Origin of the sequence: Rahnella sp. ATs2 (assembly GCF_051851855.1) — a bacterium.
GTDB classification, from domain to species: domain Bacteria; phylum Pseudomonadota; class Gammaproteobacteria; order Enterobacterales; family Enterobacteriaceae; genus Rahnella; species Rahnella variigena.
The window spans coordinates 22,436-48,536 of sequence record NZ_JBLYPL010000020.1; the positions used below are offsets into that span (position 1 = coordinate 22,436).

The window sequence follows — 26,101 nt, forward strand, 5'->3', positions numbered from 1 at the left end:
GTCTCCTTTATTCCTTCACAAAAATTTTTTTGTTAAGTTCAGCGCGGTCTTATAGCGGATCATTGCTGTGAACATCCCCCACTCGCGCATCATGTCTAACACCGGGATTAACGATTAATTGAGCAACTGGCAGAAAACCCGGTCAATGCCGGGTTATTTATGAATACAAAAACATGAATAGAATAAATTAGCGCATGACTATTTATTCTCTACAAATTCAAATGCCAGTCGCAGTTGTTCGGCGTCAGGGTGTCCGGGCAACAGATGAATGGATTCTCCGGCCTGTAATGTGCGTTCAATCAGGCGCGACATCTGCCGTTCATCGTGAATATCCACCTGCAATTGCGCCAGACTGACCGGCAAATCCAGCACTTTGTACAGTGCGGTTAACTGCTGAACTACTTGCGGCTGATTGAGCAACGCGCTTTGCACCAGAATGCCATACGCCACTTTCGTGCCGTGCAGAAACGCATCGGTTTGCGGCAATGCGGTCAGGCCGTTGTGGACCGAATGCGCCGCCGCGATACGCGTATAACGGTCGCCAAGCCCGCCGACTAATCCCCCGCCCGCGATAATCGCGTCCAGAACGTTAAGGAACGACTGCGTCAGCTGATTATCATCCTGCGCCTGCAACGCCGCTTCGCTTTCATTGAGCAACACATCCCGAATGGTCAGCGCAGTATTCAGGCCGAGCTGAACGGTTAAGGGCAGTTTTTCCGGCTGCGGGCTGAGCACCACGGCTTCGTACCATTTCGCCAGCGTATCGCCGATACCGGCCAGCAGATATTCCTTGGGCGCACGCAGAATAATGCGTGGCTCGACCAAAACCAGATGGTTAGCGTCGTTAAAGATTTCATAACGCAGCGCCTGCCCCTCATCGTTGTACCAAACAGAAAGCGGCGTCCAGGCGGCACAGGTCGCGGCAATGGTCGGGATAGCGACAACCGGCAATCCGAGACGTCGCGCCACGACTTTCGCAGTATCCAGCACTGCACCGCCGCCAATGCCGATCACTACCTGACGGTCATTCCCGCCAATATCCGCAATACGCCGCACTTCGGTTTCGCTGCAATGCGCTTTAAACAGAACCCGCCTGGCCTGCGAAGCGGTAAAGGCTTCCGGCAGGAAATCCTGTGCAGCCACTAAGGCACGCTCGCCGTAAATCCACAGCGCGTTATCCAGTTGCGCCGGTGTGTAGAAGTCGCTCAGCCGTTCGATAGCTCCGGGGAACGAAAAATAACTGGCGGGGCCGGTGACCACGCGGATATCTGTCTCACTCATGGGGAAATCCTTAATTTAGAAGCTGTTATCATCCTACGCCCGGACATCCGGATGGCTAATAATCTTTGGCATTAACTTATGCCTTTTCGTTCGTTGCCATTCATTCGCGGGTCATCAAAACTCGGGCAATCAATTCATTAACTCAATATAAGAGCCTGTACAAGGCCTGTCATGAATTGTCCTCCCGTTAAAATGATGATTAACCACACAGGGTAATAACCATGAAACTGTTTTCCTCGTCGTTACTGGCGTTAAGTTTGCTCTCCATTTTCCCTTCTTTTGCCGCCGGCACGGCGCCTGTACCGAAAGCCATCAGCGATCATAAAGGGCCGGTACGCATTGCGGTGATCCGCAATCTGGGCTCAGACGACAACACTACGCAGTTTGTCTCCGGCGCAATTCAGGAAGGCCGCAAGCTGGGCTTTCAGGTGAATACATTTCTCAGTAACGGCGATGACGCCAAATTCCAGGACTTTGTGAATCAGGCGATCAGCCAGAAATACGATGGCATTATTTTGTCGCAAGGGCGCGATCCCTATTCAACCGAACTGCTCAAACGCATCACCGCCAGCGGCATTGCCGTTTCAGTGTTTGATACGGCGGTCAACGGCGACATTCCCGGTGTGACCGTCACCCAGCAGGACGATGCGTCGCTCACCGATCTTTCCGTCGGTCAGCTGATCAAGGATTTCAACGGCAAAGCCAATATCGTCAAACTTTGGGTCGCCGGTTTCCCGCCAATGGAACGTCGTCAGGACGCGTATAAAAAAATCTTAGCCGCCAATCCGGGCATTCATGAGCTGGAATCCGTCGGCGCGGTGTCTTCTGACGTTCAGGGGGATACCGCAAACAAAGTCGGCGCGCTGCTGGCGAAATACCCGAAAGGCAAAATCGATGCTATCTGGGGAACCTGGGATGCGTTCAGTCAGGGCGCGTACAAAGCCTTGCAGGAGAATGGCCGTACCGAAATCAAACTCTACAGCATTGATATTTCCAATCAGGATATTGGTTTGATGCGCGAAGCCAACAGCCCGTGGAAAGTCAGCGTGGCGGTCGATCCGAAACTGATTGGGGCGATCAACCTGCGTCTGGTTGCTAATAAAATTGCCGGTGAGAAAACGCCTGCCAGCTATGAATTCAAAGCCGCAGCCATTCCGCAGGCGCTGCTGGTCAGCAATCCTGACGCGGTAAATGTCGCGTCGCTGGCGAACGTGATCCCGGGCTGGGGTAAATCCGATGATTTTATTGCGCCGTGGTTCGCCACGCTTGAAGCACAGCACAAAAAATAAGGCCTGAAGATGACTACACATTCTCTCCCCACGCCGGAATACAGCCGCAATATGCGGCTGATCGGCCACAGCGATCAGGGCGGAAAACCTGACGGCGTGCAGGTCATGGTTCACCGTGGTTATGCCTATATCGGTCATATGGTGTCGCAGGGCTTTTCCATTGTGGATGTCCGCGACCCTAAAAATCCGCGCCCTGCCGGTTTTGTCGCTGCGCCTCCGGGTACCTGGAACGTGCATTTACAGGCGCACGACGATTTACTGCTGGTGATCAACGCGCGGGATTTGTTCGCCGACGTGCGTTTTGCCGATGAAAAAGTCTATTACACCCGCTCCGTCAGCGAGACAGTGCAAGGCACGCAACAGCGTGGCTGGAGTGCCGGTGTGCGTATCTTTGATATTTCGCTGCCCGATCAGCCAAAAGAGATCGGCTTTCTCGGGCTGGAAGGGATCGGTGTGCATCGTATCTGGTACGTCGGCGGGCGCTGGGCGTATGTGTCCGCGCTGATTGACGGCTACAGCGATTACATTTTCCTGACCATTGATCTGGCCGACCCGCGCAATCCTCAGGTTGCCGGTCGCTGGTGGTTGCCCGGAATGCACACCGCTGGCGGTGAAACGCCGGACTGGCCGGAAGGTAAACGCTACGCGTTGCATCACGCGATCATCAGCGGTGATACCGCCTATGCCAGCTGGCGCGATGGCGGCCTGACACTGCTGGATATCAAAGACCGCAGCGCGCCGCAGCTCATTTCACACCGTAACTGGAGCCCGCCATTTGGCGGCGGCACGCATACCGCGCTGCCGTTGCCGGACCGGGATCTGCTGGTCGTGCTCGATGAAGCGGTGCTGGATAATCAGGAAGATGGCGAGAAGCTGATCTGGGTATTTGATGTGCGCGAGCCGTCGAATCCGGTGAGTATTTCGACTTTCCCGCAACCGGAGGAACGGGATTACGTCAGCAAGGGCGCGCATTTCGGGCCGCATAATCTGCATGAAAACAGGCCCGGTAGCTTTGTCAGTTCGACGCTGATTTTCGCCACCTATCAGAATGCCGGAGTGCGTGCGTACGACATCAGCAATCCGTATCAGCCAAAAGAAACCGGTGCGCTGGTGCCCGCGGCACCAGCAAGCATGATGGATAAACGTCCGGGCAGGCCGCAGGTGATTCAATCCTGCGACGTGTTTGTCGATGCTCAAGGCATTATCTACAGCACCGACTACAACGGTGGTTTATCAGTCATCGAATATCTTGGCTGACGCCCTGCCCGCGCCTGGCTTAGTGGATTGAATCTATTTGGCTTCAGGTGCGGGCGTTTTTGCTTTTGCCGCCAGCTTTTTTCCCGGACTGAGTACCAGCCCTAAGTTGCAGGGCGGGTTCTTCACTGTGCTGCGATGACAGGAAATCGCTCTTTTTGATCCTCATGCGATCTATAACCCAGCCAAAGGTGTGTGATAGGTTTAATACTTATCATCTATCTTTTGCTGCGTTCTGCAGCGATGCTGTTTTTCCGGGACAGAAGACAATGAGCCACACTAAATCGGATGCGTCAGAACATCCGCAGGGAGAAACCGCTGCCAGTAACGGGATCTCCGTTATTGCTTTATTGGTTGCTGCTGCTTTCTTTATGGAGTTTATCGACGGGACGGTGATTGCCACCGCGCTGCCGCAAATGGCGATTTCTTTCGGCGTATCAGCGGTCGATCTCAATGCCGGGATGAGTGCGTATATGCTGACGCTGGCGGTACTTATCCCCGCCAGTGGCTGGGCAGCGGAACGTTTTGGTGCCCGCAACGTATTCACCTTTGCCCTCGCCGTATTTACGCTGGCTTCGCTGTTTTGTGCCATGGCGACCAGCGTCAGTGAATTTATCATTCTGCGTATTATTCAGGGTATTGGCGGTGCGCTGATGGTGCCGGTCGGGCGTCTCACGGTGCTGAAAACTACGCCAAAACCACAGTTAATCAAAGCTATCGCCACGCTGACCTGGCCTGCGCTGGTGGCGCCGATCCTCGGGCCGCCGCTCGGTGGGTTCATTACCCATTACGCCTCATGGCACTGGATTTTCTATATCAATGTGCCGCTCGGAATTATTGCGATGATGCTGGCGTGGCGTCTGTTTCCTCAGGCACCTTCCGATGAACCCAAACATTTCGACAAACCGGGGTTCCTGCTCACCGGGATGGCGATGCTTTCGCTGGTCACCGGTCTGGAGCTGATCAGTCAGGATCATATTTTGTGGACTACCGCCGGGCTGTTACTGGTCGCGGGTGTGGTGCTTTCGGTGCTGGCTGTCTGTCATCTTTACCGCGACCCCGCGCCGATGGTGCATCTGGGGGCGATGGTGATCCCGACATTTCGTATCAGTATGGGCGGAGGTTCGTTGTTTCGCGTGACCATCAGCGCGGTGCCGTTCCTGCTGCCGCTGATGTTACAGGTCGGATTTGGTATGGATCCGTTCCATGCCGGTTTACTGGTGCTGGCGGTGTTTGCCGGTAATCTGGCGATGAAACCGGCGACCACGCCGCTGATCCGCCGTTTCGGCTTCCGTCCTGTGCTGGTGGTGAATGGCCTGCTGAGCGTTTTCTCATTGCTGTTCTGCGCGTTTCTGACGCCGGGCACGCCGGACTGGCTGGTGATGTTATTGCTGTTTCTCGGCGGCCTTAGCCGTTCAATGCAGTTTACCGGCATCAGTACGCTGGCCTTTTCTGATGTGCCTGCAAAACAAATGGCCGATGCTAATACGCTGTTCAGCACGGTGCTGCAACTGTCGGTCGGGCTTGGGATCACGGTCGGTGCGCTCGGTACGCGCCTGGGTGAACAACTGGTGGATATGTTGCACTGGGAGTCTGTTCCCGGCATGAGTTTCAAAGTGGCCTTTATTGTTATCGCGGTGCTGACCCTGATTGGCTGGCTGGATATGTTGCGCCTGAAACCGGATGCCGGTTCATCGGTATCGGGCAAAAAGTAAATCGCTGCTCTATGCTGAGTCTTGTTAATTAACCCCTTTGGGAGTTCCCGATGTTCACAGGATTAAGTGCTTTTCCTCTCACCCCGCTGACGGATAAAGGCATTGATGAGAAATCTTTTGTCAGGCTAATGTCGCGTCTGGTGAGTGCGGGTGTGGATTCCATCGGCGCACTGGGCTCGACGGGCAGTTATGCTTATCTGAAACACAGTGAGCGTGACCGCGTTGCCCGGCTGGCGGTAGAACACGCTGAGGGTATTCCCGTCATGGTCAGTATCGGTTCAGTGCGTACCTCTGACGTGCTGCACCTTGCGGAAGATGCCCAGCGGGCGGGTGTGAGTGCTGTATTACTGGCACCTGTGTCGTATCAGAAACTCACCAGTGATGAAGTCTTCATGTTGTATGAAACGGTGACCCGTCATCTTTCGGTGCCTTTGTGCGTTTACGATAATCCGGCCACAACGCATTTTGATTTCACCGATGAACTTTACGGGCGTATCGCGCAACTGCCGCATGTTGCCAGTATCAAAATCCCCGGGTTATCTGCTGACCCTGTTGCCACGCAAAAACGTCTGGCGGCGCTTCGTCCGTTGGTTCCGGCGCATGTGACGCTCGGCGCGGCGGGTGATCTGGCTGCTGCCACGGTTCTGACACAGGGCGGCGATGTCTGGTATTCGGTTATTGCCGGATTGTTCCCGGAAATTCCGGTGGCCATCACACGTGCAGCACAAAACGGGGATACTCAGACTGCTCAGGCTTTATCGGCACAACTTGAACCGTTATGGGAAATGTTCCGCCAGCACGGAAGCCTGCGCGTTGTCGCTGCCGCAGCGGAAATTCTCGGCCTGGTTTCTGCCCCATGTCTGCCGTTACCGCTTCAGTCTGTTACCGGTGATCAACGCCAGCGACTGGAACGTGTTATTGAAGCGCTTAATTTGCGAGCCTGATATTATCGGCGGAAATATTCCCGCCGATATTTATTTCATCTGCGCAGCAGGTGAGAGTGATTTATTTTATAAATAGATGGCATTACTATTATTCATCATGTTTATTAAGCTCTGTCACATAGAAAGTTCCTCTTTTTGCCTTTCACCCTGTGTTAGACTGGGTTGCCTAAAAATGAAGTCTCAACTTTCGTCGATGTGATTATTTAAAAATAAGGATATTTATGCTGACACAGGTAAAAAATAGGCATCAGTCCAAAGATGACCTCTTTCTTCAAAGACTTAAAAACAAACAACTCGCGAAACTCACCCGGACAATAAAAAATACCAGCCATACGTACGAGTTTCAAAATAAGTTGGCGCACGATCGTAATTTCAATAACATAGAGAAAACCGTTCAGGAGTCCTGGGCTGCTGCTGTTATTCTGAGGAATGCCAATGTCTTCGGCGAAACGATTTATAAACTCTGCGGTAAGTTAAAGAGCATATGGTCAGAAAATAATAACTCTGAAGAGTTTGCTTTTTTTAAAAAGAAAGTTGAAGAAGATGTTGATATCGATGGTCAGTTTGCAAGGATATCCAGACAGGATATCACCTCTGTTCTGTTGTCCGCAGAATATTCAGCAGAAATGTTCGTCAGAAAAATACAGTTACTTAAATCGATGGGGACGTTTATCATCGATCATGCGATTCATGATGCGGATAAATATGCGTTTCTGTTTAAAAATAATGCCTCACCGGTGGAAAAAATAAAACAAAGGAACAGGCCGGACAGTCTGTTCACTGTCAGGGGGCGCAGCGGCGTGCTATCGAAAACTTATCGTGAAGACATCGGTATTCTTGATAAAGCCACCTTCGATCAGCTTGACCCAAAACTGCAAAAAATATTAACCATTAACGGACTGACGAAAATCCGGCCGCTTTTTCGTACCCGGATCAGTCACAAACTGGCTGATGGCAGTCGCGCATTTGTGGAACGTCAGTTTGACCGCGATAACCCTTTGCTCGCCTCTATCTCCGGCAGTACCGCAGACATATTTATTGCAGCAGAAATTCTTGACGATAAACTGAGCCAGTCTCAGCTTGATCAGTTAACCCTTTCCGCTATCGCCCTGATTGTCGGGGGCGGCTATCACGCTATGCACGAAGTCATTAATATCCGTTCACCACACCTTAATGTTATCGCCAGCATTGAAAGCCAGATGCGGCTAAAAAATTGTAGCGCAGAATTGCAGGAATATATCGCGGCTTTACATGATGCTTGTGACCGGCTCAGATAATTTATTCACCCGCTTTTTTTGCCGGCAGCGTCCTGCTCTGTGAGGATGCTGCCGCTTTTACGTCATGGCATCGACAGTCACCCTTTTTGTGGATTACCATCCCTTTGATTGCGCTGAAATTGCTCAGGATGGCAGCATCTTGACTTTTAATTCCAGCGCCTGTCGGCAAAGCAGAACCATTTATCTTATTAATAGATATTTCCCATTTCTATTATTCATTAAGTTTATTAATAAACCTAAACTAACGATTAAATCCGTTTGGTTATTTCCTTGTGTTAGACTCCACTGCCAAAAAATGAAGTATGATTTTTGCAGAAGTGATTCTTTTAATTAATAAGGAAATTTATGCTGCCACAGGCAAGAAATGGATCCCAGTCCAAAGATGATTTATTTATATACAGATTGAAAAACAAACAACTTGCTCAACTCACCAGCACGAAAAAAAAGTTAAGCCATACTTATGAGTTTCAGGGAAAGTTGGTACACGATCGCAATTTCAACAATATAGAGAAAACGGTTCAGGAATCCTGGGCTGCTGCCGTTATTCTCAGGAATGCCTCTGTTTTTGGTGAGACGATTTATATTCTTTGCGCTAAGTTTGCGAAGATCTGGTTAAAAAATAACGGCTCTGAAGCATTTAACTTTTTTGCAAAGGAAGTTGTAGAAAATGTAGATGCTACTGGCCAGTTTGCAAGGGTATTTAATAAGGATATTACTTCTATCCTTTTGTCATCAGAATATTCAGCAGAAATTTTCGCCAAAAAAATACTGCTAGTTAAGGCTATGGGTGAATTTATCATCAATCATGCCATTAATGATGCGGGGAAATATGCATTTCTGTTTAAAGATAATGTTCCGCCGGTAGTAAAAATAGTGCAAAGAAACAGGCCTGACAGTCTGTTCACCGTGAGGGGACGCAGCGGCGTGATGTCGAATACCTATTGTGAAGATATCGGTATTCTTGACAAAGACGTCTTCAGTCAGCTTGATCCGAAACTGCAAAAAATATTAACCATTAACGGACTGACGAAAAACAGACCGCTTTTTCGTACCCGTATCAGTCATAAACTTGCAGACGGCAGTCCGGCATTTGTGGAACGCATGTTTGATCGTGATAATCCTTTGCTTGCTTCTATCTCCGGCAGCACCGCCTGTTTATTTACGGCGGCAGATGTTCTGGACGATAAACTGAGTCAGTCTCAGCTCGATCAGATAACCCTGTCCGCTATCGCCCTTTTTGTCGGGGGCGGCTATCATTCCGTGCACGAAATCATCAATATCCGTTCACCTCATCTTAATGTTATCGCCAGCATTGAGAGCCAGATGCGGCTCAAAAACCGTGGTGCGGAATTGCAGGAATATGTGGCGGCTTTACATGCCTCCCGCGATCTCCTGAGATAATTTGCCATTCCCCGCTATTTTTACGGCGACACCCTCCCGCGGAGGATGCCGCCGCTTTTATGTCACGCAACAAACAGCCACCCTTTTTGACCCTTATTCCCCCGTTTGATTTCGCTTAAATCGCTTAAGGTGGCAGCATCATGAACCTTTTCTGCCTGCGCGCTGGCGCGGTGCAAAACCACTAAAGGCTATTCAGGCGTGGCAAAATCATTTTTACGCAGTGGCAGTCTCAACGACATCCTTGCGCTGGGCGAAAACGGGCAGCCGGTATACGCATCAGCCCTGCAATTACGGGAAACCTTACGCCTGCGTAAACAACCTGCAATCGCGGATTGTCTGGCTATTCCTCAACTTAATGAGGCCGGTGACCGTCTCGACTGGTATTCCCCTCGCGAAGGCAAAGTGGTTTCCTGGGCAGCTGCAACTGACGCGGCGCGTGCCTCGGCCTTACGGCAGCTCGAAAACTGCCTCGATGTGGTATCGCAAATCAGTAAAGCCGCTAAATCCTCTGAAAAATCAGCCAGTCAGTTTTTTGGTGCGCTGCTGGAAAAAGCCTTTCGGTTTCCGGATCAGAACCACGTTTATCTGGTCGGCGGCCAGCCTGTTCTGACGTTCTGGGGCTTTGTCAGCCTCGACAGCACCGCCAGTGCCGAACCTTTTGCCGCCTTGCGCGACACGCTCAAAGCTGACGAACCGTTGCCTTCACTTTCTCTGGCTGCTGAAAAAGTCAAAACGCCTGAACCGGTTATCGCACCTGAAGCGCCTGTGCGTGTGATAAAAACCATTGAGGCGCGCGCCGCAGAACAGGAGGCCGTCACGCCTGAACCGGTGGCTGCACCGCGCCGTAAAATATCGCCGCTGATCTGGGCACTGCCGGTGGCGGCGCTGGTTGTGGCCGGTTCGGCAGCGGGCTGGTTGTATTCGCGCACCCCTGCGCCGAAAGCAGAGACAGCTCAAACCGAAACCCGGAAACCTGCTCCGGCAGCCGAACCTGCGGTGATCGCCCCGCCACCAGTTGCTGAACCCGCGAAGGCACCGGAAGTGAAAACATCCGAAGTGATAGCCCCGGAAGTAAAAGCATCAGAAATGAAAGCCCCGGAAGCCGTGCCTGCTGCTGTAGTGGTGCCTGCGCCAGAGCCGGTCGCGGAAGTCGAGAAAACGCCGGTGGTAGCAGAACCTGCCCCAGCGCCAGTCAGCAAAAATGCGCTGGTACTTCCGCCGGATGCGGTAAAAATCGGTTCGACGAAATTCCTCAACGGTAACTGGAATGGCATCGTTGAAATCAAAGATCCGGTTACCGGCAAGCCGCCGGTGCTGCGTTATCAGTTCAAACAGGGTCAGGGCACGGTGAAAATTACCTATGGTGCCGGGGTTACCTGTCGCGCGCCGGTTAATGCCGGGCTGATGCAGTCAGGGAATCTGGTGATCAATACCCGTTACAGAGCGAAATGCAGTGACGGCTCCCGATATCAGATGCCGGAAATCAGTTGTACCCAGGGCGCGACTGGCGCTGCCGTGTGTCAGGGCCGTTATAACGGCGACACGGTTTACCCAATGACGATTAAGCGCGAAGGTAAATAAGACCATGCTGGCAACCATTACTGATTTTAAACAAAAAATTACTCTGATCCGGGACAGCGGCATCCAGTTCCTCGACTTCGCGCTTAAGCCGGTTTGGGACCTCGAACTGCCTGCCAAATTTGTGCGTAAAAGTGCTAACGGCCCGCTGTTGCGTCTGGATTATAATCCGCAAAATGGCCGACACTTTTTACCGGCAACCGACGGCGGCGCGCCGGAAGTCGTGCGTCCGGAGTTCAGTTTTCCGCTGGAACAGTCGCTTAAATTGCTCGATCAAATCTGGCTACCGCTGCCTTTCCTGCGCTTTAATCCTCCGCGCACCTTTATGGCAGGCCCGGATAACTGGGCGCGGGTGCAAATCCGTCAGCTGGATACGCCGGAAGCGGACGGCAGCACGCACCGCGTGGTGATTGCTTTTGATACCCGTGTGGTGGAAGGCGATGATGAACAAACTCAGCTCGCCCCGACGCCTGATGATGTGAAAAACGGCATCAGTTTTGCGCTGGCCTGGCATAACGACGAACTGCCGGAATTCCTTGACCAGACCTGGGTTGACGGCTGGCTGCGTGAAGTGTTTACCGAACAATCCGCCATTCGCGAACAGCGTGAGGCACGCAACATCAAAGTTGCCCTGCGCGAGTTTGAATATCAGGCGCACTACCTGAATTTACTGGAAATGCTCGGCAGTCAGCTGGGTATTCCTGAGCTTAAAATCAGCGGTGCCACCTTGCAGGAACCGTCCATCAACGTGGACCTGATTCTGGATGTTGGTAACTCGCATACCTGCGGCATTCTGGTTGAAGATCACGTCGGCGAAACTGACGGTCTGAAGCAGACCAGCGAACTGCAACTGCGCGACCTTTCTCAGCCGCATTTTCTCTATAACGAACTGTTCGAAAGCCGCGTGGAATTTGCTCAGGCGCGCTTCGGCAAACCTAACTTTTCTGCCGAAAGTGGCCGGGAGGATGCGTTTATCTGGCCGTCGATTTTGCGTGCCGGTCGCGAAGCCAGTCGTCTGGCTTTACTGCGCGAAGGCACCGAAGGATCAACCGGGATTTCCAGCCCGCGCCGCTATCTGTGGGATGAAGACAGTTATACGCCTGGCTGGCGTTTCAGTCAGGGCGGGCACGGCGCGATCACTGAACCGGTCGCGGCGGCCATGCCGCTGACGTTTCTGATTAACGATGAAGGCCAGCCGCTGTCTGATTTGCCCGTTGAAGATCGTCTTCCGGTGTTTTCGGCGCACTACAGTCGCAGTTCTGTGATGACGCTGATGTTGTCCGAACTGCTGGCGCAGGCGCTGATGCAAATAAACAGCCCGGCTCAGCGAACCAAAATGCTGCGATCTTCCGCCCCGCGTCAGTTACGCAATATCATTCTTACTCTGCCTTCGGCGATGCCTAAACCGGAGCGCGAAATCTTCCGCCGCCGTATGCAGGAAGCGATTGGTCTGGTGTGGAAATCGATGGGCTGGCATCCGTCTGATGACGGTTTTAAACATCCGGCTGACAAGGCGAAAAGCCTGATGCCGGTGCCGGATGTGCAGATGGAATGGGACGAAGCCACCTGCGGCCAGATGGTGTATCTGTATAACGAAACGCAGGTGAACTTCGGCGGACATACCGGTGAATTTTTTGCCAGCATGGCGCGTCCTGACCGCGAACTGGCGGATGACGAACCGGTTGGCAAAACCCTGCGCATCGCCTCCATTGATATCGGTGGCGGCACTACCGATCTGGCGATTACCCAATACTGGCTGGATGACGGTATGGGGAATAACGTCAAAATTACCCCGCGTCTGCTGTTCCGCGAAGGCTTCAAAGTGGCGGGCGACGATATTCTGCTCGACGTCATTCAGCTCTACATTTTGCCAGCGCTTCATGCGGCACTGAAAAAGGCCGGTCTGGCGAATCCTGATGGGCTGATGACGCGTCTGTTCGGCAGCGAAGGTCGCATGGACGGGCACGCAACGCTGCGCCAGCAAAGCACGTTGCAAATTTTCATTCCGCTGGCCCATGCGGTGCTGGAAGTGTATGAACGTTTTGACCCGCTGGACACTCACGCGGAAATTGACGCACCGTTTGGTGAGTTGCTGGAACAGCTACCGACGCAAAAAGTGCTTGATTATCTTCATACTGAAATCCAGCGCGTGCTGCCTGCCGGTTCCGCGGTCTTTGATATTTTGCAGACACCGCTGGTGCTCAAGCTCAGCAAGCTGCACGGTGAATTTTTATCAAACCGGATGAGTATTACTCAGAATCTGCGTTCACTGTGTGAAGTGGTGTCGTTGCATGATTGCGATGTCCTGCTGCTGACCGGCCGCCCTTCGCGCTTCCCGGGGATTCAGGCATTGTTCCGTCACCTGCAACCGCTGCCAATCAACCGCATGTTATCGCTTGACGGTTATCACACCAGCGGCTGGTATCCGTTTAACAAACTCGGTCGTATCGACAACCCGAAATCTACCGCCGCCGTGGGCGCAATGCTGTGTCTGCTGGCGCTGGATCTGCGTCTGCCGGGCTTCTATTTCAAAGCCGGTGATTTCCAGCCTTATTCGACGGTACGTTATCTGGGCATGCTCGATGGCAATCAGGCGCTGACCGACGAGAACGTCTGTTACAGCGATATTGACCTCGATGCCCATGATTACAAACTCGACAGCGCGGCCAGTTTCCGTATTCGTGGTGCCATTTGTCTGGGCTTCCGTCAGCTGGAAAATGACCGCTGGCCTGCGTCACCGCTGTATACCCTTTCAATTGCCGAACCTGAACTGGCGCGTAAAGTGGCCGGTGACAGTGTGCTGCGGGTGAAACTGGCGGTGAAAAAAGGCGAAGACCACCCGACGCCTGAATTTTTTGATATTGCCAGCGCAGTGCTGGATAACGGCACCAAAGTGCCCGTTCATCACCTGCGTCTGCGGCTAAATACACTGGGCGAAAGCCATTACTGGATCGACAGTGGGAGCGTATTCGTCTCATGACAACCCGCACAACAGCAACAATCCCGGCACAGGCAGTGACTACAAATGTGCTGCAACGTCAGTTTGCCGCCGCGTCTGACACCATCGGTGACGCGCTGAACTGGGTGGAACACACCCGCGCTCAGGCACCGCGTTTAGATCTTGAAGCTGACCGGCTGAATTTGCAGCTAAAACGCTGCCGCGATAAAGCGCAGCGTCTGGCACTGGCCTGCGAACTGCCGCCCGCGCTGGGCTTTTACGGTCATTCTCAGGCGGGAAAATCCTATCTGATCTGCTCGCTGGCAGCGGGGAATTATGGCCGGCTGGAAATCCGTCTGGGCGGCGTCACGCTGGATTATCTGACGCAAATTAATCCAGGCAGCCGCACTGCACGCCTTGCCACCCGCTTCACCCGTCAGTCTGATGTGCGCGACCGGGCTTTCCCGGTACGCGTGTTGTTACTCAATGAGCCAGATCTGGCCCGCATTGTTATCCGCGCCTTCCAGCCGGACAGTCATTATCACGTGCCGGATACGCAGCAGATCACCGAGCATCTGAATAAGCTGATGATGCATCGCCAGCCGGAGCCGGTTGAAGGCTTCAGCAGCGAGCAGATTATGGGATTATGGGATTCTATGATTCGGCTGGATGCCCGTCGTTTTCGCCACCTCAATGCGCACTTCTGGCCGGTCGCGGTAAATCTCGCGCCGTATCTGAATGTCGATGACCGTGCGCGTTTGTTTTCCATACTGTGGGACAACGTGCCCGCGCTGACCACGGCTTACCGTCATTACGCGCATACGCTGCAACATCTGGGTGGCGCAAAAAGTCTGCTGGCTCCGCTCAGCGTGCTGGTTGATGACGCGATGCAACCGGCTGATGGGATTTTCAGTCAGTCTCCGGCCTTTGACATTGAGATTTCCGTCTGCCCCGAAGTTGAAGGTACGAGCACAGCACCGGTGACGTTGTCACTTGAAGAGCTGACCTTGCTGGCCGCAGAAGTGCAAATCCCCCTGCTTTCGCCGCCACACGAGGCCTTATTCGAACAGTTTGATTTGCTGGATTTACCGGGCTACGGCAGCGCTGAGGACGATGAAATGGACGATGATGGCGGTGATGATATCAGCCCGCTGTTTCGTGCCAAAGTCGCTTATCTGCCGGAACGTTACACCGACCGCCATGAGATGAATATGCTGATGGTTTGCACCGCTGCGGATAAACGCGATGATGTGGTCGCTGTGGGCCGGACGCTTGAGCACTGGGTGAAAGAGATGCACGGCGAAAACACACAGGTGCGCAGTCGCCGCAAACCGGGGCTGGTGTGGGTGCTGACCCCGTTCGACCGGCGGATGACGCAGTCTGTGCATTTCGACGAGGCCGTCCAGCGTCATGTCGGCAATCCGGGCGATGCCTGGGGCGCGTTGCTGGCGATGGACGAGCGGGGTCTGCAACGCATGGCGGATTATCTGGTGGCTGAAATTCGTCCTGATGTGCGTCTCAACCGTCTGAGTGAATTGCGCGATGAACTGCATCGTGAACTGGCGGATAACCTGCTGGGTCGCTGGTATCAGGAAGGCGAAGCGGCTGACCCGTTGCAGAAACAGCGCACGGTACAAACAGTGATTAAAGCGCTGCAAACCCGCACCGGTGTTCATGGCGAACTACTGGAAAAGCTGTTGCCTGGCCGCGACGAGCTGCACCGTATTTATCTGGAACATACCGGCCAGCCAGTGGATTCCGGCGCTCAGGATCAAAACGGTGCAGAGAGTTTTGGTATTGGCATTGATATTGATCTGTTCGCTGAACAACAGGACGCGCCAGTCTGGCAGGCTAAACCGGATGACGGCACCGCCTTTGCCCGTCAGGTACAGCGTTACTGGATCAACCATCTGCGCAGCCTGCCGGAAAACGAACCCTTGATCGCCTTGCTTGGCGTGGCGAAACCGACGGTTGAATTGCTGATGGAAGAGCTGATCACCGCCAGTTTCCGACTTAATATGGGCGAAGCGCTGGTGCGGTCTCTGGGCAGCACATTACCGGCAGGCGCGCGTGAACATGATCATCATGCCGACCGGCAGGTTTCCCGTGCGCTGACCGTGCTGGGTGATTTTGTGGCGTGGCTGGGTTTTGAAAAACAACCGGAAGCTGAGCGTCCGGAAAGCCGTATTAACAAAGGCCACAAGATTTTCGCCAAACCGAAGAAAAGCGTCGCCAGCTGGAAGTCATCCCAGCGCCTGACTAAACTATCGGCTACCCCGACCAATTCCACCGCGTTTTATATCTACGACTGGCTGGTGGGTTTGCAGGAAAGCATCATGCGTAATGCAGGTTACGCAGCGGGCGGTGAAATCCCGGCAACGCAACGCGACAGTCTGGCGCGGTTGTTGAAGGTGTTGAGAGTCGCAAGCTGAAAAAACCCGGGACACCAGCGTGGTGTTCCGGGTTTTGGTATTAATTCTCACCTTAAGTGGGCTGCCAGGCGTTCTTCTGCAAACCAACTGAAAGCACAAAATTCTATGACGAGGGAGTAAGCGCAGAGTGATCGACTGCCGCAAAAGCGCAATCTGAGTTACACAAAATGCCGGTAAGGCGACTATAAGTATGGGGTCAGGAAATTTCATTCACTGCTCTGAGCGTTCGCAAAGAGCCGAAAAGGAGTCCATATGACTGATATCGCTATGTTACTCGGCAAAGAAGCTGATTCACTGCTGCAGCATCAATGTTCCACCATCACCGCCGATCAGCTTTATCTTCCCGGGAGCGATTTTGTTGACCGTGTAATGATCGACAATAACCGCTCTCCCCGCGTGCTTACCGCAATGCAAAACTTGTATAACACCGGACGCTTAGCCAAAACGGGTTATCTGTCCATTTTGCCGGTGGATCAGGGCGTCGAGCACTCCGCAGGCGCTTCTTTTGCCGCGAATCCCCTCTACTTCGATCCTAAAAATATTGTCGAACTGGCAATTGAAGCCGGCTGTAACTGTGTGGCATCCACATACGGTGTCTTAGCGTCAGTTTCACGCCGCTATGCCCACAAAATTCCATTCCTGGTCAAGCTGAATCATAACGAAACCCTGAGCTATCCGACGCAATACGACCAGACGCTGTATGCCAGCGTGGAACAGGCATTTAATCTTGGTGCGCAGGCAGTCGGTGCGACGATTTATTTTGGCTCGGAACAATCTCGCCGCCAGATTGAAGAAATTTCAGCCGCTTTCGAGCGTGCGCATGAACTGGGAATGGTCACTGTTTTGTGGGCGTATCTGCGTAATCCGGCGTTTGTGAAAGACGGCAAGGATTATCATTCCAGCGCCGATTTGACCGGACAAGCCAACCATCTGGCTGCGACCATTGGCGCGGATATCGTGAAACAGAAAATGGCGGAAAATAACGGCGGCTATACAGCGGTGAAATTCGGTTATACCGATGAGCGCGTGTATTCCAAACTGACCACCGATCACCCCATCGATCTGGTACGTTATCAGCTGGCTAACTGTTATATGGGGCGTGCAGGTTTAATTAATTCCGGCGGTGCGGCCGGTGAAAATGATATCCAGGAATCGGTCCGTACGGCAGTTATCAATAAACGTGCGGGTGGCATGGGCCTGATTCTGGGGCGCAAGGCCTTTAAGAAATCTATGAAAGAAGGCGTTTCTCTGATAAACGCTGTACAGGATGTTTATCTGGATAAGAAAGTCACTATTGCCTGATGCTATTTTAGCAATGTAAGTTTAGAAGTATAAGTGTAGTAATATATGTATGTTGGCCGGAAGGTTTCTTCCGGCTTTTTCAGGCATCATCTCAGAATATTTTGTTTTTAATTAATTTCAGACAACTGAGTAATTCCGAATCCGATAGCAGATTGAATTTAGCCATGATTTTTCTTTTATGCACGCTGACGGACTTCTCTGCTATCTGCAATTTTTTGGCAATATGCCCCACATCATTACCCGCGTGGATCAGCGTTGCAACTCTGGCCTCTTTTGCAGACAACTCTGGTTGCTTGCAGTTGGCACAATCACGTGGCAACTGGTCAGGAATACCCGTCGTGTGGTTCGCCCAGCCGCTGATCACCCGTTTTCTGATGTGTTCAAGAGAGCTCTTACGGTTAATAAAAATAATGTTAGTAATACACAACGGCAGGTCTGTGACGAACGGCACTGTCCGGCAGTCGTACACGGCAATAATCAAACTGTGCGGAGTGCGTTGCTGAAATAGTGGCTGGCAAATAGTACTTTCGCCAGCGCTGAATCTTTTAACGATAATGTTCGCAGCAGGAATGTTTTCTTCAGTCAGATCAGATATCTGTACAGGGATTTTCTTTTCCAGAGAAAATATCTGCGTAAGGAAATTCTCCATACCATAACGATATGCTGCATTCGGATCATCAAAAATAATATTTAACATGACGGGCTTCAGCTTATTAAGATAATAAATAGCGCCTGTTATCCTCTTGCAGGCTTGCGGCTGATATTACTCAGTTACGGGTAGTGCTCAACATTTTTCGAGTCTACTTTTACACCATAAAAACTGTTGATTTTAAAATTTCCCTGTTCAATGAGTGAATTGTATCTTACGGATACTCCTTTTCTGTAATAACCTCGGATAAAGATAATCCCATGAGGGGTGGTTAATGACTCGCTTCGCCTGCCGCTTAATCTGATTAAACAAAATTCAAAAATTTTATCGGAACATCAAAGCAGTAACGCTAGAATGTTCACTATATTTTCTGCATTCAGCCGATCAAAATTCTCACGGTTGTTTCTCCGACTGTCTCAGGGGGCATACGGATGTTGATAGGGATAGATTTAGGTACTTCAAACTGTGCTGTTTCGATATGGCAGGACGGTCAGTCTCTGCTGGTTCCCAATGTCTATGGAAAAAACCTGACCCCTTCGGTGGTCGGGATAGACGATGACGGGCATATGCTGGTCGGGGCCCCCGCACATGCACGCTTATTTACTCATCCGGAACTTACCCTCGCCAGTTTTAAACGTTTCATGGGAACGGATCATTCATTCCGACTGGGTAACCAGCATTTTCGTGCTGAAGAACTGTCCGCCCTGCTTCTGCGTAGCCTGAAAGCAGACGTGGAACAGCACTGTGGCTGCAAGTGTGACCGCGCCATCATCACCGTCCCTGCTTACTTCAACGATGTACAGCGTAACGCGGTCAGGGCTGCGGGTGAACTCGCAGGGCTGCATGTTGAACGTTTGCTCAACGAGCCGACCGCCGCATCGCTGGCTTACGGACTGGCAAATCAGCAGGAACATAAATTTCTGGTGTTTGACCTGGGCGGCGGCACTTTTGATGTCTCGATCATCGATATGTTTGAAGGCGTGATCGAAGTCCGCGCCAGCAGCGGCGATGTCTTCCTTGGCGGTGATGATTTCACGCGCAGTCTTGCCAGCTGGATGTTGAGCCAATATCCCCGTCTGGATAAAGAAAATACCGCATTGTTCGGACAATTACTGACACTGGCTGAAAAAGCCAAGTGCCAGCTGACGACTGAAGAGAGCACCACGCTGCAATACCAGTGGCAGGCTGAAACTCTTAGCTGGAACCTCACTACCGACATTCTGTTGCAGTGCTGCGAAAGCACGCTGGAGCGGATGAAAAAGCCGGTGATGCAGGCACTGCGTGATGCCAGATTCTCGGCCGATGAAATGGATCACATCGTGCTGGTTGGTGGTGCCACGAGGATGCCGCTGGTACGTCAGGCGGTAGCTCGTCTGTTCGGGCGCTTCCCACGCATTGAGTTGCAACCCGATGAAGCCATTGCAATCGGGGCCGGTATTCAGGCCGGACTGGTGCTTCAGGATCAGGCACTCGACGATATTGTTCTCACTGACGTGATGCCATTTACACTCGGTATCGCTACTTCGCGTCGCAAGGGCGAAGGTTATGAAGATGGCCATTTCCTGCCGCTGATCGAGCGCAACAGTTTTGTGCCAGTGAGCCGGGTCGAAACCATCATGACGGTGTTTGACCAACAGAAACATCTGGATATCTGCGTTTATCAGGGAGAGTCCCGGCTTGTTTCCGATAACGTACTGCTCGGCATGCTCAGAGTTGATGTTCCTCCTCTCCCTGCCGGTGAGGCCAGCGCTGACGTCCGTTTCACTTACACTCTGGATGGTATTCTGGAGGTGGAGTGCAAGATCAACAGAACGGGCCTGAGCGAAAAACTGGTCATAGAAAAAGCGCCGGGCAGCCTGACACCCGAGCAAATTACTGAAAGCTTGCGAAAACTCGATGCCATCAAACAGCATCCGCGTGAACAACTGGTTAACCGGCAACTGGTGGCCGAAGCGAATGCGTATTATGAGCAGAGCCTTGGTGAACAGCGACAATATATTGCCGATCACCTGTACCAGTTTGAACGAATTCTTGATACGCAGGATGCCCGCCAGATCGCTGCAGCGCGCAAGGAAATCGAGGAACTGATCGCGTATCTGCGCAGGGAATGGGAGTAAACGGATGGGCATCTGGTCAGTCTTAGACATCGAACCTACTGATGATCTGAGTATTATCAAACGCGCTTACGCCCGGAAATTGAAAACCACGCGGCCAGATCAAGATCCGGTAGGCTATCAGCGGCTGAGGGAGGCGTTCGAGCAGGCGAAGGATATTTCCCATTCCGCGGATTTAAATCCTCCCCAAGACCGTGCTTTCATCGACGTGGTGAAGGCTGAATACAATGAGCCGGTTTCACAACAGCAGGTCCTCAATCAGGTCGATGAAATTGTGACTTTGCTGCTAGCCGATGCCACCGCCGGTTTTGAAAGGCTATACACCTGTTTGTTTGACGGTCCGCTGGAAAATATTCACGCCCGCGAAATGTTCAGCCATTTTTTGGCAGAAGAATTGGGTAAACGTAAAGGCGTTACCCGTTCAATGTTAATCAATGTGGCTGCCATGATGGGATGGGAAATCGAGAATTTCAGACCTGAAGGGATTTCAGCGGACCAGTTATGGGCGATTTACGCACAGGCGGAGAACACAGAGGCTTCGCAATACTGGGACTCCCTCGTCAATAAACCCGAGAAGTCCATGCAGGAACATGAACGATTTGAGCTTTTGAGCGTTGAGGGCAAAAAGCTGCCTTTTATGGCAAGGTTAATTCCCGGTTATGTCGGCAAGCTACGCCAGACTGTAGAGGAAATCAGCGCGTACCATCCTGTCTTGCTGGAGCGAGTAAATCCTCAGCTATTTAAAACATTATCCGGGCTGCGTTTAGAACTGGACTGGAGTACAGCATTTTTTATCGTGTTCTGGGGAATGGCGATCGCTATTGGAATTCGCCACGACGAACATCCGCTGCGCGATATGTCGATTATTATTTGCGTTCTCCTTGTCTGTACGTGGTGTAAAAGCGAGCTACAGCGCAAATTCAGACATTCTCAGCACGTTGTGGCGATATACGAAACTCTGCTTTCGCTTCTCATTTTGGCCGTGTTTGCTAAAATTTTCAGCGGCCTTTATGGGCAACTGCATTTTATGTACGACGACCCGGGCCGTGGTCCTGCACTTTTTGGCATGCTTACCGCTTTCGTACTTTTCCTCATATGGGCAATTTGTCCGCGATACTGGCGCTGGTACAACCTTATCAGCAATAGCCTGACCGCATTTGTCATATTCCCCTGGCAGCAGGCAAAAAAAACGGGGGTGGTATGGCGCATTGTCATTTGTGCCGTGATGTTATTCCTCTATTCGTGGCTAGTGACCTGGGCGGTGGCATGAACAACCCACACCTCTGGTCAGTCTTAGACATCGAACCTACTGATGATCTGAGCATCATCAAACGCGCTTACGCCCGGAAATTGAAAACCACGCGGCCAGATCAAGATCCGGAAGGCTATCAGCGGCTGAGGGAGGCGTTCGAGCAGGCGAAGGGTTATGCGGCGCGCTCTTTGCAGAGTGACGTTGTCACGGAGATTGTCGATGAATCCCCTTCTTTCACCTTACCGACGCCGGTTCACATTGAGCCTTTAAAAGAACTCACGCCAGATATTGATGATGCGCTGGAGCAGGAATTAGAGGCGTTAAAGCCGGTGACAGAAATCATTGATGTCATGATGGACGATGAAACCGAAGGCCTGAGCCTGCTGAAATCCGCGCTATCCGGCGGGCTTTTACAAAATCTGCGTCTGCGGGAAGTATTCAGTCAGGAACTGGCTGCGCAACTGAGTGAGCGCGAGGGACTGAATTCGGCCCTGCTTATTCGTGTTTCAGAGGTCATGGGTTGGGATATTGATCATTATCAGCCGGAAGGTATTTCCCCATACCGGCTGGCGGCACTTCAGCATCAGGTTGAAATGACCGGTGCAAACTATTACTGGTCGCACATGGAACGGGAGTATCAGAATTCAGCGCTTAACCGTTTGCGCCTGAGACTTCTGACCGTTGAAGGCGCTACGTTGCCGTGGTGGGCCAGACTGGTGCCAGATTTTATGACATCGCTGCACGACAAGCTCAGAGACATCAGGACTTATTATCCTGCACTGTTGCCGCGTTTAAATTCAGTTTTACTGAAAACGTTGTCTGAAACCCGAGTGGTTTTGCGCTGGGGAACGGTATTTCTGACGGGCTTCTGGCTGTTGCTCATCATGCTGGCGACACGCGAACATCCGGATCCCTGGCGGTCACGTATCATACTCATTGCCATCATTGGCTTGTATATTCACGGCTACAGTTTTCTTGAACAAAAACTCCGTAAGTGGCCGCGAATATTGTGTGGCACGGTGTGCGCGTTCTCGCTGCTGTCGGTCGGTATTATCGTGAAGATAATGTTGGGCTTTTTCACGATGTTTAAGCCTGAAACGGGAAACCTGGCTATGGCCGTCACCAATTACGCGGTACTCAGTGCCAGCAGTTTTTGCGTGCTATGGATGATGGCGCCAAAACACTGGAAGTGGTATGGCGTTCCATTAAACTCGATGATTATTTTAGTGATTTTCCCCTGGGAGTGTATGAAAAAAGCCTCAGGAGTGGTGGGTGTTGTGGCCTTCATTTTGCTGCTGGCAATGTATTCTCTGCTGATCGCTTTCGGCTTCCGTTAGTTATTGCGGGCGGGCTGCTTTTGATAAGCAAGCCCGCCCGGACACTTATTCTGTCAGCACCCAGACACTGACACTGCCCCCGGCGCAGAAGAATACTGCCGATCCTTTTTCGTCAGTTTCGATGATATCTTCGCGGTTACCCAGCAGGTCATGCCATTTTTTATGGCCGAAATTATCACCCATTTCGATGGCTTTTTCCCCGGCTTCACTGTTTGACATCACGACGACACAGCCCGGATGCTCGGCGGTACCGCTGCGGCTGAAGGCCAGACAGTTCGGGTGATCAAAATAATCGGTCTGAACGCCCCATGCGTGGGTTTGCCGCGCCTTGATCAGCGTTTCGAGTCCAGGGATCACCGGCATGTCGATGGTGTAGCTGTTGCCGTCATCGCCTTCATCTTCGTAATTCGCACCGCACAAGTCCGGATAAAAGACGATCGGCACGCCCTGTTCACGCAGCAAGATCAGCGCATAGGCCAGCGGTTTGAACCAGGGTTCAATAGGCGCTTCCAGTGACTGCAACGGCTGAGTATCGTGGTTTGCCACCAGCGTGACGGCATGTGCCGGATCGGCTGCTACCAGCGTATTGTCGAAAATCTGGCTCAGGTTGTAATCTGCGCCTTGCTTTGAAGCGTGATGAAAATTCAGCTGCAACGGCGCATCGAAAAGCATGGTTTTGCCTTCGACCTGCTCAATATAATTTTGCAGCGTCGGCACATCGTGCGACCAGTATTCAGCCACGATATAAATCGGTTCTTCAGCCTCATTCTGGACATGATCGATCCAGTCTTTATAAAACCATGCCGGTATGTGCTTAACCGCATCCAGACGGAATCCGGTGCAGCCGGTCTGTTCAAGAAGCCAGCGTGCCCAGTATTTAAGCTCTTCGCTGACCGCGTTGTTGCGAAAATCGACATTGGCGCCCATCAGATAATCGTAGTTACCGAATTCGTCATCCACCTGATCGTTCCAGCCGCCACCGGTGTAATCGTTGATGATTTTGAAGATGCCATTCTCGTCAGGATTTTCGATATGATCGACGCCGCTGAAGCAGTGAAAATCCCAGATGAATTTCGAATACTGGCCGTTGCGGGCAGCGAATATAAAGCGCGTCCAGGCATCGGCCTCAATGATGTCGTCACTGATTTCTTCACGATTATCGATATTGACGCGGTTTACCTGCACGCGTTCTTTCTCATCCGCACCCATTTTATGATTGAGCACCACATCAAGGATCACGCCCATTCCGTTAGACTTCAGTGCGTTGATGGCGGCGAGTAAACCCTCTTTGTCGCCGTATTTTGTTGCGCGGCTTCCCTTCTGGTCAAACTCACCCAAATCGAACAAATCGTAGGTGTCATAACCAACCGAGTAACCGCCGGAATCCCCTTTATAAGCAGGCGGGAGCCACGCGGCGGTGATACCGGTTTCGGCCAGCCATGCGGCCTTTTCGGCCACTTCCGGCCAGAGTTGTCCACCGTTCGGGTAATACCAGTGAAAGAACTGAAACAACGTAGGATTCTGCATACAGGCTTTCCATTCAGATGACCGGGAAATGAAGTATGGAGCAGGAATGGAAAAAATGCGGCGCGGAGCAAAAAAAAGCCGGTCAGTGAGGTGACCGGCTTTGAGATTACGCGGGAGTATGATCAGTCAATATCAGGATGCTGCGCAATCAGGTTCTTTCTTTTAGCTTCAAGTTCAACAATCTGAGCGTCAATATCTTCGATTTTCTGTTCGATATTGTCGTGATGTTCCTGAAGGATTTCTTTCGCTTCTGCACGGTCCGATGCGGCCGGCGTTGCGCCTTTCAGCGGACGGTTAGCCGTTTCTTTCATGAAGATACCGGTCACCAGGCCGATGATTGCCACCACCATCAGGTAGTAAGCAGGCATATACAGGTTACCGGTGGCTTCGACCAGCCAGGCGGCGATGGTCGGTGTCAGACCGGCAATCAGCACGGAGATGTTGAAAGCAATCGCCAGCGCGCTGTAACGGATGTGTGTCGGGAACATGGCCGGCAGTGTCGATGCCATGACGCCGATGAAGCAGTTCAGCAATACCGCGAGGATCAGAAGTCCGGCAAAAATCAGCCCGACAACACCGCTGTTAATCAGAATGAAGCACGGGATAGCCAGAATGAACAGACCCACGCTGCCGATCAGAACGAACGGTTTACGGCCAAATCGGTCACTCAGCAAGCCCATGAACGGCTGTACAAACAGCATACCGACCATGATGGCAATGATAATCAGCACGCCGTGATCTTCTGAGTAATGCAGGCTGTGAGACAGGTAGCTCGGCATGTACGTCAGCAACATGTAGTAAGTGACGTTAGTCGCAATCACCATCCCGACGCAGACGATCAGCGGTTTCCACTGCTTGGTCAGAATTTCACGGAAAGAGACTTTCGGCGGCTCTGCAATGTCCTTACGGGAATCGCTGTCGATTTTATCAACGTGCTGCTGGAACGTCGGGGTCTCTTCCAGCGCATGACGCAGGTAGATACCGATCAGGCCCAGCGGTGCGGCGATGAAGAACGGAATACGCCAGCCCCATTCGAGGAAGTTGGTTTCACCGACAATGCTGGAAATCAATACCACCACGCCCGCGCCGAGGATAAAACCGGCGATAGAGCCGAAGTCCAGCCAGCTGCCGAGGAAGCCACGTTTTCTGTCAGGGGAATATTCGGCAACGAAAATCGCTGCACCGGTGTATTCACCCCCGACCGAGAAGCCCTGTGCCAGTTTAGCCAGTAACAGCAAAATCGGAGCCCAGATACCGATGGTGGCGTAACCGGGGATCAGGCCGATACAGAAGGTACTGACCGACATGATAATGATGGTGACGGATAATACTTTTTGACGGCCAAACTTATCGCCCAACGCACCAAAGAACAGGCCGCCCAGAGGCCTGACGAGGAACGGAACGGAGAAGGTAGCCAGAGCGGCAATCATCTGAATGCCCGGATCGGCGCCCGGGAAGAAGACCTGACCCAGTGCAAAAGCGACAAAGCCGTATACACCGAAGTCGAACCACTCCATTGCGTTACCTAACGCAGCTGCGGTGATCGCCTTCTTGAGCTTGGAATCATCAATGATAGTAATGTCGTTGATTTGCATCGGTTTAACGCGTTTCTTTCTTAATCTAATCATGTACATCCCTTTTCTAAAATAACTTCACTGTGTAAAGCGTGAGGTATGTGTTCAGCACCCTTAATCTATTTTGGGTATCAATTGTTATTTACGAAACCATGACATTATAGAATGTTTTTTACAGAAGGGAAAAATGTGATCAATGTTGCATTTTCGGCAGCGACCGCCGCCAGTGTGCAACGG

General features: G+C 52.0%; 17 protein-coding genes. 13 read left to right on the forward strand and 4 right to left on the reverse strand.

Going from position 1 to position 26,101, the window contains the following annotated elements; genetic code table 11:
- Positions 1-198 precede the first annotated feature (198 nt).
- Positions 199-1,281: an oxidoreductase gene (locus ACJY2G_RS19745; RefSeq protein ID WP_439292010.1), complete on the reverse strand. Its 1,083-nt coding sequence runs from the start codon at positions 1,279-1,281 to the stop codon at positions 199-201.
- A gap of 221 nt (positions 1,282-1,502) precedes the next feature.
- Here ACJY2G_RS19745 and ACJY2G_RS19750 point away from each other — a divergent pair, with 221 nt between their 5' ends.
- The 10 genes from ACJY2G_RS19750 to fbaB all read left to right on the forward strand — a co-directional run bounded on the left by ACJY2G_RS19750 (position 1,503) and on the right by fbaB (position 17,411).
- Positions 1,503-2,570, forward strand: coding sequence for a sugar ABC transporter substrate-binding protein (locus tag ACJY2G_RS19750; protein WP_439292011.1), 1,068 nt, complete (start codon positions 1,503-1,505; stop codon positions 2,568-2,570).
- Between the two features lie 9 nt (positions 2,571-2,579).
- A complete protein-coding gene (locus tag ACJY2G_RS19755; RefSeq protein ID WP_439292012.1) occupies positions 2,580-3,827 on the forward strand; it encodes an LVIVD repeat-containing protein in 1,248 nt (415 codons plus the stop codon).
- Positions 3,828-4,093: 266 nt separating this feature from the next.
- Positions 4,094-5,539 carry an MFS transporter gene (locus ACJY2G_RS19760; protein WP_439292013.1) on the forward strand — a complete coding sequence of 482 codons (1,446 nt, stop codon included), beginning with the start codon at positions 4,094-4,096 and terminating at the stop codon, positions 5,537-5,539.
- A 50-nt stretch (positions 5,540-5,589) separates the two neighbouring features.
- Positions 5,590-6,483 (forward strand): dihydrodipicolinate synthase family protein, encoded by an 894-nt coding sequence (locus tag ACJY2G_RS19765; protein ID WP_439292014.1) that lies wholly within the window; start codon positions 5,590-5,592, stop codon positions 6,481-6,483.
- 221 nt (positions 6,484-6,704) lie between these two features.
- Positions 6,705-7,760, forward strand: coding sequence for a hypothetical protein (locus tag ACJY2G_RS19770; protein WP_439292015.1), 1,056 nt, complete (start codon positions 6,705-6,707; stop codon positions 7,758-7,760).
- A gap of 345 nt (positions 7,761-8,105) precedes the next feature.
- Entirely contained in the window at positions 8,106-9,161 is a 1,056-nt protein-coding gene (locus tag ACJY2G_RS19775; RefSeq protein ID WP_439292016.1) for a hypothetical protein, read from the forward strand.
- Between the two features lie 198 nt (positions 9,162-9,359).
- Positions 9,360-10,742 carry an SrfA family protein gene (locus ACJY2G_RS19780; protein ID WP_120163584.1) on the forward strand — a complete coding sequence of 461 codons (1,383 nt, stop codon included), beginning with the start codon at positions 9,360-9,362 and terminating at the stop codon, positions 10,740-10,742.
- 4 nt (positions 10,743-10,746) lie between these two features.
- Complete coding sequence (locus ACJY2G_RS19785; protein ID WP_439292017.1) at positions 10,747-13,719, forward strand: virulence factor SrfB; 2,973 nt, start codon at positions 10,747-10,749, stop codon at positions 13,717-13,719.
- Positions 13,716-16,109, forward strand: coding sequence for a virulence factor SrfC family protein (locus ACJY2G_RS19790; RefSeq protein WP_439292018.1), 2,394 nt, complete (start codon positions 13,716-13,718; stop codon positions 16,107-16,109). The genes ACJY2G_RS19785 and ACJY2G_RS19790 overlap by 4 nt, the downstream gene beginning before the upstream one ends.
- Positions 16,110-16,361: 252 nt before the next feature.
- A complete protein-coding gene (fbaB, locus tag ACJY2G_RS19795) occupies positions 16,362-17,411 on the forward strand; it encodes a class I fructose-bisphosphate aldolase (RefSeq protein WP_439292019.1) in 1,050 nt (349 codons plus the stop codon).
- Positions 17,412-17,502: 91 nt separating this feature from the next.
- Here the strand turns inward: fbaB and ACJY2G_RS19800 are convergent, their stop codons facing one another.
- Complete coding sequence (locus tag ACJY2G_RS19800; protein WP_113878166.1) at positions 17,503-18,108, reverse strand: helix-turn-helix domain-containing protein; 606 nt, start codon at positions 18,106-18,108, stop codon at positions 17,503-17,505.
- A gap of 383 nt (positions 18,109-18,491) precedes the next feature.
- On the opposite strand from ACJY2G_RS19800, the gene ACJY2G_RS19805 reads away from it, so the two are divergent.
- Genes ACJY2G_RS19805 through ACJY2G_RS19815 form a run of 3 tightly spaced genes read left to right on the forward strand, consistent with a single transcriptional unit; the run spans position 18,492 to position 22,763 of the window.
- Positions 18,492-20,177 (forward strand): Hsp70 family protein, encoded by a 1,686-nt coding sequence (locus ACJY2G_RS19805; protein WP_430320678.1) that lies wholly within the window; start codon positions 18,492-18,494, stop codon positions 20,175-20,177.
- Between the two features lie 4 nt (positions 20,178-20,181).
- Complete coding sequence (locus ACJY2G_RS19810) at positions 20,182-21,444, forward strand: hypothetical protein (protein ID WP_439292020.1); 1,263 nt, start codon at positions 20,182-20,184, stop codon at positions 21,442-21,444.
- Positions 21,441-22,763, forward strand: coding sequence for a hypothetical protein (locus ACJY2G_RS19815; protein WP_439292021.1), 1,323 nt, complete (start codon positions 21,441-21,443; stop codon positions 22,761-22,763). The genes ACJY2G_RS19810 and ACJY2G_RS19815 overlap by 4 nt, the downstream gene beginning before the upstream one ends.
- Positions 22,764-22,808: 45 nt before the next feature.
- Here the strand turns inward: ACJY2G_RS19815 and amyA are convergent, their stop codons facing one another.
- Together amyA and proP are read right to left on the reverse strand one after the other, a co-directional pair.
- A complete protein-coding gene (amyA, locus tag ACJY2G_RS19820; RefSeq protein ID WP_439292022.1) occupies positions 22,809-24,290 on the reverse strand; it encodes an alpha-amylase in 1,482 nt (493 codons plus the stop codon).
- Positions 24,291-24,412: 122 nt separating this feature from the next.
- Entirely contained in the window at positions 24,413-25,915 is a 1,503-nt protein-coding gene (proP, locus tag ACJY2G_RS19825) for a glycine betaine/L-proline transporter ProP (protein WP_112286704.1), read from the reverse strand.
- Positions 25,916-26,101 lie beyond the last annotated feature (186 nt).

Excerpts from the sequence above, each read along its gene's own strand:
- ACJY2G_RS19810 (WP_439292020.1), top strand. The coding sequence starts at position 20,182 with ATGGGCATCTGGTCAGTCTTAGACATCGAACCTACTGATGATCTGAGT.
- ACJY2G_RS19760 (WP_439292013.1), top strand. The coding sequence starts at position 4,094 with ATGAGCCACACTAAATCGGATGCGTCAGAACATCCGCAGGGAGAAACC.
- ACJY2G_RS19745 (WP_439292010.1), bottom strand. The coding sequence starts at position 1,281 with ATGAGTGAGACAGATATCCGCGTGGTCACCGGCCCCGCCAGTTATTTT.
- ACJY2G_RS19765 (WP_439292014.1), top strand. The coding sequence starts at position 5,590 with ATGTTCACAGGATTAAGTGCTTTTCCTCTCACCCCGCTGACGGATAAA.
- ACJY2G_RS19750 (WP_439292011.1), top strand. The coding sequence starts at position 1,503 with ATGAAACTGTTTTCCTCGTCGTTACTGGCGTTAAGTTTGCTCTCCATT.
- ACJY2G_RS19805 (WP_430320678.1), top strand. The coding sequence starts at position 18,492 with ATGTTGATAGGGATAGATTTAGGTACTTCAAACTGTGCTGTTTCGATA.
- ACJY2G_RS19790 (WP_439292018.1), top strand. The coding sequence starts at position 13,716 with ATGACAACCCGCACAACAGCAACAATCCCGGCACAGGCAGTGACTACA.
- amyA (WP_439292022.1), bottom strand. The coding sequence starts at position 24,290 with ATGCAGAATCCTACGTTGTTTCAGTTCTTTCACTGGTATTACCCGAAC.
- ACJY2G_RS19785 (WP_439292017.1), top strand. The coding sequence starts at position 10,747 with ATGCTGGCAACCATTACTGATTTTAAACAAAAAATTACTCTGATCCGG.
- ACJY2G_RS19815 (WP_439292021.1), top strand. The coding sequence starts at position 21,441 with ATGAACAACCCACACCTCTGGTCAGTCTTAGACATCGAACCTACTGAT.
- fbaB (WP_439292019.1), top strand. The coding sequence starts at position 16,362 with ATGACTGATATCGCTATGTTACTCGGCAAAGAAGCTGATTCACTGCTG.
- ACJY2G_RS19775 (WP_439292016.1), top strand. The coding sequence starts at position 8,106 with ATGCTGCCACAGGCAAGAAATGGATCCCAGTCCAAAGATGATTTATTT.
- ACJY2G_RS19800 (WP_113878166.1), bottom strand. The coding sequence starts at position 18,108 with ATGTTAAATATTATTTTTGATGATCCGAATGCAGCATATCGTTATGGT.
- ACJY2G_RS19770 (WP_439292015.1), top strand. The coding sequence starts at position 6,705 with ATGCTGACACAGGTAAAAAATAGGCATCAGTCCAAAGATGACCTCTTT.
- ACJY2G_RS19755 (WP_439292012.1), top strand. The coding sequence starts at position 2,580 with ATGACTACACATTCTCTCCCCACGCCGGAATACAGCCGCAATATGCGG.